Genomic DNA, 226 nt, shown 5'->3' with positions numbered 1-226 from the left:
GGATGGAGGCGCGTCCCGGAGTCGAACCGAGGTCCACGGATTTGCAATCCGCTGCATAGCCACTCTGCCAACGCGCCGTACTTATCTATTTTTGAATCTGGGAATTGGTTGCGGGGGCCGGATTTGAACCGACGACCTTCGGGTTATGAGCCCGACGAGCTACCAAACTGCTCCACCCCGCGTCCGTATTTCATTATTTAAGGCATAATGACAGCCTGAATTTGGA

2 tRNA genes are annotated in these 226 nt (G+C 54.0%); both read right to left on the bottom strand.

The window, feature by feature from the left end:
* Positions 1-3: 3 nt before the first annotated feature.
* Positions 4-77: transfer RNA gene (locus tag A8L45_RS23590), tRNA-Cys, on the bottom strand.
* Positions 78-105: 28 nt separating this feature from the next.
* Positions 106-182: transfer RNA gene (locus A8L45_RS23585), tRNA-Met, on the bottom strand.
* Positions 183-226: the final 44 nt, after the last annotated feature.

It is taken from the genome of Veronia pacifica (assembly GCF_001707825.1).
Classification (GTDB): Bacteria; Pseudomonadota; Gammaproteobacteria; order Enterobacterales; family Vibrionaceae; genus Veronia; species Veronia pacifica.
Note: the sequence above shows the minus strand (reverse complement) of the source record. Positions and strands in the feature narration are given on the sequence as shown.